Origin of the sequence: Methylobacterium endophyticum (genome assembly GCF_050591105.1) — a bacterium.
Taxonomy (GTDB): Bacteria; Pseudomonadota; Alphaproteobacteria; order Rhizobiales; family Beijerinckiaceae; genus Methylobacterium.
The window spans coordinates 81,094-87,771 of record NZ_JBNHES010000018.1 but is presented as its reverse complement, the minus strand read 5'-3'; the positions used below and the strand labels follow the sequence as shown (position 1 = coordinate 87,771).

The following is a 6,678-nucleotide window of genomic DNA, read 5'->3' as shown; positions in this document are numbered from 1 at the left end:
CCGGACGATGTTGGTAGGTGTCTCCATGGCGTATCGCTCTCGCTGAGAGGTTCTGGCAGGCTTCGACACCCGCCTCGATACGCCGCCTTCAACACACCGTCGTCACCCAATCTCCCGCATAGCTCGACCGGATCAATCGGCGGACGCTACACCCTGTCGGCCGGCGACAAGCTGCGCGTCATCGTGTTCGGCCAGGACAACCTCTCGAACATCTACGCCGTCGACGGCGGCGGCCGCATCGCCATGCCGCTGATCGGCACCGTCTCCATCGGCGGCCAGACCACGGCGCAGGCGCAGAAGACCATCGAGGCCAAGCTCGCCGGCGGCTTCGTGCGCGAGCCGCACGTCACCGTCGAGATCGACGCCTACCGGCCCTTCTACATCCTCGGCGAGGTCACGACCTCGGGCCAGTACCCCTATGTGAACGGCATGACCGTCGAGACGGCGGTGGCGATCGCCGCCGGTTTCGGACCGCGCGCGGCGCGCGACTACGCGGTGCTGACCCGCGAGGGGCCGCAGGGCTTCGTCAACGGCATCGTGCCGATGACCTATCCCGTGCGGCCGGGCGACACCGTCGTCGTCAAGGAGCGCTTCTTCTGAGCGTTCCGTTAGGGGCCTCCTAACCCTGTCGCCGGGAATTCCGGTGGCGGGCGCGGCGCCTTAACCCGTTCGGCAATCCCGCGCGCCCAAGACTCCGCTCCGGCCCAACCCCGCCCGGAGCCCATCGTGATCGCGTCGCAGACCGGCCCGTCCGGGGCCGAACCCGTCCACCGCATCCTGCACGTCTTCCGCGCCCCCGTCGGCGGCCTGTTCCGGCACGTCGTCGATCTGGCGCGCTTGCAGGCGGCGGCCGGGCACAAGGTCGGCATCGTCTGCGACGCCAGCACGGGCGGGGAACGCGGCGCCAGGGCGCTGGCCGAGCTCGCCCCCTGCCTCGCGCTCGGCGTCCGGCGCGTGCCGATGCGCCGCAACCCGCATCCGAGCGATCTCGCCGCACTCGGCGCCGTGGCACGCCGCGCCGAGAGCGCCGACGCCACCGTGCTCCACGGCCACGGCGCCAAGGGCGGCCTCTATGCCCGTCTCGCCTGCGTGGCCGGCGAGAAGGTGGTGCGCGCCTACACGCCCCACGGCGGCAGCTACAACTACCGGCCCGGCAGCGCGATGCATCGCTGCTACATGGCGATCGAGCGCATGCTGGCCCTGCGCACCGACGTCTTCCTGTTCGAGAGCGCCTATGTCGCCGGGCGCCACGCGGCCTATGCCGGCGGCATGCCCCGCCTGAGCCGGATCGTCCTCAACGGCCTCTCGAAGGACGAGTTCGAGCCTGTCGCGCCCGCCGCCGACCCCTACGACCTGCTCTACCTGGGCGAGCTGCGCGAGGCCAAGGGCCTGCCCTTCCTGTTGCACGCGCTGGCCAGGCTGCACGCCGAAGGGCATCCGCTACGCCTGCTGATGGTGGGATCGGGCCCCGACGAGGCGATCCTGCGCACGACCGCCGATGCCCTCGGCATCGCCGGAGCCGTCGCCTTCGAGCCGGCGCAGCCGATCCGCCCCGTGCTGGCGCGCGGCCGCATCATGGTGGTGCCCTCGCTCGCCGAGTCCCTCCCTTACGTGGTGCTGGAGGCCGCCGCCGCCGGCCAGCCGCTGGTGGCGACGAATGTCGGGGGCGTGCCGGAGATCTTCGGCCCCTACAGCGCCGACCTCGTGCCGCCGCGCGACGCGGACGCCCTCGCCCGAGCCATCCGGGCGATCCTCGACGAGGATCCCGCCGCCACCCGCGCCCGCTTCCGTGCGCTCAGCGAATCCGTGCGCGCGCGCTTCTCGCTGGAGCGGATGGGGGCGGACGTGATCGCCGGCTATGCCGCCGCCGGCTCCGGCATCCGGCCCGTCGCGGCGGCGCTTCCGCGCCCCTCGGCCGCCGCCGAGGCTGTCTGACACGATCCGCACGGTCCGGGCCGGCGCGACTTAAGCATTCGGAGAGGCCGTTCTGCGATCCTGATCGCCGTATCGGTCGGCGTGGATCGGACTGCTCGGGGCCGTCCGGCAGCCGCTCCCGAAGTCGGAAGTAACGGTCCATGAGCGCGTTCGACGTCCGCGATCTCCTCAAAGTCGCGTCCGAGCCGGTGGCGGCCCCTCATCTCGACGCGCCGTCTGGCAAGGCGCCCGTGGCTGAGGCCGTGGCCCCGCCGCGCCCGGCCGGGCCGATCTCGACGGTGGTGCTCGCCGGAGGCGTGCGTGCCGCCGAGTTCGTGGCCATGGCCCTGCTGGCGCTGGCGCTCCACCAGATCCTGCTGCGGGATGCCGCGCCGCTCGATGCGGCCTATCTCGCCGCCATCCTCGGGCTGCCGGCGCTCGCCGTGACCCTGTTCCAGCTCGCCGGGACCTACCGGCTCGCGATCCTGCGCGATCCCTTCCGGGGCGGCCTGCGGCTCGCCGCGGCCTGGACGCTCGCCTTCCTCCTCGTCGCCGGTGCCATGGTGATGGCCAAGGTCGCCGGGGACTATTCGCGGCTCTGGCTCGCGAGCCTCTACGGCGCCGGGCTGGCCGTCCTCGTCGTCGGCCGCTGCCTCGTCGCGCGCGTCATCGCGCGCCAGACGGCGAAGGGCCGCTTCGACCGGCGCACCGCCATCGTCGGCGGCGGCACGGCGGCGGAGGAGCTGATCGCCTCCCTCGAGGCGCAGGCCGACAGCGGCATCCGCATCGTCGGCGTCTTCGACGATCGCGGCGACATCCGCGCCTCCGACGTGGTCGCCGGCTATCCGAAGCTCGGCAATGTCAGCGATCTCGTCGCCTATGCCCGCACCAGCCGCCTCGACCTGATCGTGTTCACCCTGCCGATCTCGGCGGAGGGGCGCATCCTCCAGATGCTCGCCAAGCTCTGGGTGCTGCCCATCGACATCCGGCTCTCGGCGCATACCGCCAAGCTCCGCCTGCGCCCGCGCGCCTATTCCTATCTCGGCTCGGTGCCGGTGCTCGACGTCTTCGACAAGCCCATCGCCGACTGGGACGTGGTGGCCAAGACGGTGTTCGACCGCTTCGTCGGGCTCCTCGCGCTGATCGCGCTGTCGCCGGTGATGCTCTGCGTGGCGCTCGCCGTGCGCCTCACCTCCGCCGGCCCAGTCCTCTTCCGGCAGAAGCGCCACGGCTTCAACAACGAGCTGATCGAGGTCTTCAAGTTCCGCTCGATGTATGTCGACCAGTGCGACCGCGGCGCCGCGCAACTCGTCACCAAGGGCGATCCGCGCGTCACCCCGGTCGGCCGCTTCATCCGAAAGACCTCCCTCGACGAGCTGCCGCAGCTCTTCAACGTGGTGAAGGGCGACCTCTCCCTCGTCGGCCCCCGCCCCCACGCGCTCCAGGCGAAGGCGGCCAACACCCTCTACGACCAGGTGGTCGACGGCTATTTCGCCCGCCACCGGGTCAAGCCCGGCATCACCGGCTGGGCCCAGGTGAACGGCTGGCGCGGCGAGACCGACACCTCGGAGAAGCTCCAGCGCCGCGTCGAGCACGACCTCTACTACATCGAGAACTGGTCGGTGCTGTTCGACATCAAGATCCTGATCGCGACGCCCTTCGCCCTGTTCAAGACCCAGAACGCGTACTGATTTTTTCGGACCTGGGCCGGAGGACGAAGGGGCGGTCTCCTGGGTGAGGCCGTCCCTTCTCGCGTTTGGACATCCCTCTCGGATGCGGCGCGGGCCCGGCGTTCGCGGCCATCGTCAAGGTCGAAGGCCAACCTCCTGATACGGGAAAGAAAAAGGGGCGCGGACCTTATCGGTCCGCGCCCCTTTCTCGTGTCCGACCTGCGGTTCCCGCCGGGGCGGGGCGCCGCTCAGTACTTGCGGATGATCGGCTCCGGCATGGGGGCAGGCGCCGTGCCGAAGGCGTAGCGGATGCCGCCGTAGATCGAGAGCGGCTGCGCCAGGGTCGTCGTGCGCGGATCGTTGATGGCGAGGTTGCCCACCACGTTGCCGCGCTCGGCGAAGGTGCCGAAATTGGCGTATTTGTTGTTCGTCAGGTTGGTGATCAGGCCGAAGACCTGGAGCTGCGGCGTGACCTGGTAGCTGGTGTTGAGGCCGAGCACGAAATAGGCGGGCAGCTTCGGGTTCAGGTTCGACTCGTCGCCCCGGTAGTAGGACGAGGAGAAGGCCTGCACGTTCATGCCGAAGCGCCAGCCCGGCAGGACCATGTAGTCGAAGCCGGCCTTGATCTGGTGGTCGGGGATCAGCGGCACCTTGTTGCCCGGCCGCACGGTGATGGCGCCGCCGGGGACGCTGAAGGCCGTGGCGGTCGGGTTGGTGCCGGGGCTCGAGAGCGGGTTGTTCGGCGAGGACAGCGTGCCGGTGAACTGGAAGGTCGCGTCGATGAGCGCGTAGTTGGCGTAGACCGAGAGGTCGCCGCGCGTGTACTCGCCGCCGACCTCGATGCCCTGGCGCTGGGCGGCCGGCACGTTGACGTAGTAGCCGCGCGCCGCGTTGCCGGGGGTGGCGAGCTGGATGATGTCGTTGGCGAGATCGGTGCGGAAGGCGCCGATCTTATAGCTGACGAGGCCGCCGTCGTAGAAGTTCGGGATCGTGCCGCGGAAGCCGACCTCGTAGGTCTGGCCGGTGACCTGCTTGAGCGGCGGATCGGCCACGAGCGAGTTCGGCAGCAGGCAGGGCCGGTTCGGGTTGGCGCAGGCGAGCTCGAGCGGCGTCGGCGCGCGGTTCGACTCGGAGTAGCCGCCATAGAGCGACAGGCCGGGGGTGATCTTGTAGGTCAGGCCGGCGACCGGGTTGATCTTGTTGAAGTAATGCGTGCCCGTCACGTCCGGCGAGAAGCCGGTCTGATCCACCGTGGAGATGCGGGCGAAGTTCAGCCGCGCGCCGGCGGTGAGCGAGAGCCGGTCGGTCAGGTCGAGCGTGTCGGTGACGTAGAGGCCCATGTAGAGGTTGGTGCCGGTGGCGTTCGAGGGCGCCATGCCGAGCGCCCCGGCCGTGCGCAGCAGCGGCGTGCCGAGGCCGGGCACGACGCCGTTGAAGAGCGTGTTCGGGTTCGTCGTGACCGACAGGTCGGGGTTGATGATCCCCAGCGTGCTGGACGACTTGAAGGTGTATTCCGCGACGTCGATGCTGCCGCCGACGACGAAGCTGTTGGCGAGCCCGAAGACCTTGTCGCGGTTGGCGGCCTGCAACGAGCCGCCATAGCCGGTGGCCTCGGTCTTGGTGACGTCGATGGTGCCGTAGGGGACGTTGGAGTTCCTGATCGGCAACCCGTCAGGCCCGGTCAGCAGGAGCGAATCCTGGAAGGCGCGGCGGGCGGCGGTGCCGCTCGGAGGGCGCCGGAAGCCGTCGTCCTCCAGGCAGAGGAACGGACGCAGCGCGGCCGAGCCCTGGCCGCTGCACCCCTCGAAGTTGCCGTCGTTGCCGTCGACATAGGTGTTGCTGAAGCGGCGGAAATAGGCGTTTCCGGCGAGGTCCCAGGTGGGCGAGATGTCGACCCGGCCGGTCACCTGAAGGGTGCCCATCTCGGTGGTCGTCGTCTGCGGATAGGTGAAGATCGCGCGCGGGTCGGTGTGGGTGAAGTCGACGGGCGTCGCGGCGGCGGCGCCGAAGAAGGTGCGCGCGACGTTGGCGATGACGTGGAACTCCGAATCCGGCGTGCGGTAGCCGAGGTCAGAATAGATGCGACCGATGGTGCTCGGCGACTGGTAGCGCCAGCCGCGGTCGTTCATGCCGTCGCCGTTGAAGTAGAAGCTCCAGTTGTCGATCACCTTGCCGTATTCGAGCGAGCCGCCGATGCGGCCGTCCGAGCCGCCGAGCGCGGTGATCTCGGTGCCCTGCCAGGTGAAGCCGTTCTTCATCTGGATGTTGACCGCGCCGCCGATGGCGTTGAGGCCGAAGACCGGGTTGCCGGTGACGACGTCGATGCGCTGGATCGCCGAGGACGGGATCAGGTCGAACTGGACGGTGTCGCCGAAGGCCTCGTTGATGCGCACGCCGTTCTGGTAGACGGCGAGCCCCTGGGGCACGCCCTGCACCGGCGAGGCGGTGAAGCCGCGATAGTTCACGTCGACGCGGTTGTTGTTGCCCTGCGAGTCCGAGAGGTTGAGCCCCGGCGTCTTGCGGGCGAGGGTCGCCACCGCGTTGAAGCTGCCGCGATCCGCCTCGAGATCGGCGGCGGTGACGGTCTCGACGGTGCTCGGGATCTTGTCGAGGGGCTGGGCGCCGCCGCGCAGGCGCGGGCCGAGAACCGGCGTGGCCACCGTCGGCAGGCTGGTGCCGCCGAACGTCCCGCCGCCGCCGACCGGCGTCGTGGCGACGACGCTGAGCTCGCCGAGCGTCACCGCGTTCTGCGCGAAGGCCGTGCAGGGCAGCAGCGCCACCGACGCGATCAGGCTTGCGCGAAGCGTCCCCGTACCCATTCCCGAACTCATTCTCGACACGACCCGACCCCTCATGGCCCAACCCCTTATCGCGGAGCTTGGACACCAGTCATGCGGGGGAGGACGGGGACGGACAATCGGCGAGCGGCAGGATTATGCAGCTTCTGCGGGAACCTCAGGAGTTCGTAAGAGACCGTGGCCGGGCCGCAACTGTTTTATCTATACCTTTCAGTGATTTAGGGAATGTTACGCAATTTTGTCCGGGATCATTGCGCAATGCCGCGATCCTCGCCCGAGACGGCCTTGATCGCCCC

The 6,678-nt window shown here is 69.5% G+C and carries 4 protein-coding genes; 3 read left to right on the top strand and 1 reads right to left on the bottom strand.

The genetic code is table 11. The features are described from left to right. The first annotated feature begins 42 nt into the window (after window positions 1-42). The 3 genes from ACP56T_RS18360 to ACP56T_RS18350 all read left to right on the top strand — a co-directional run bounded on the left by ACP56T_RS18360 (window position 43) and on the right by ACP56T_RS18350 (window position 3,605). Window positions 43-600, top strand: coding sequence for a polysaccharide biosynthesis/export family protein (locus ACP56T_RS18360; protein WP_430913605.1), 558 nt, complete (start codon window positions 43-45; stop codon window positions 598-600). 129 nt (window positions 601-729) lie between these two features. Beyond that, a complete protein-coding gene (locus ACP56T_RS18355) occupies window positions 730-1,935 on the top strand; it encodes a glycosyltransferase family 4 protein (protein WP_430913604.1) in 1,206 nt (401 codons plus the stop codon). Window positions 1,936-2,075: 140 nt separating this feature from the next. Next, on the top strand, window positions 2,076-3,605 hold the full coding sequence (locus ACP56T_RS18350) for an undecaprenyl-phosphate glucose phosphotransferase (RefSeq protein WP_430913594.1): 1,530 nt from the start codon (window positions 2,076-2,078) through the stop codon (window positions 3,603-3,605). 227 nt (window positions 3,606-3,832) lie between these two features. Here ACP56T_RS18350 and ACP56T_RS18345 read toward each other — a convergent pair whose 3' ends face one another. Beyond that, window positions 3,833-6,403, bottom strand: coding sequence for a TonB-dependent receptor domain-containing protein (locus tag ACP56T_RS18345; protein ID WP_430913593.1), 2,571 nt, complete (start codon window positions 6,401-6,403; stop codon window positions 3,833-3,835). Window positions 6,404-6,678: the final 275 nt, after the last annotated feature.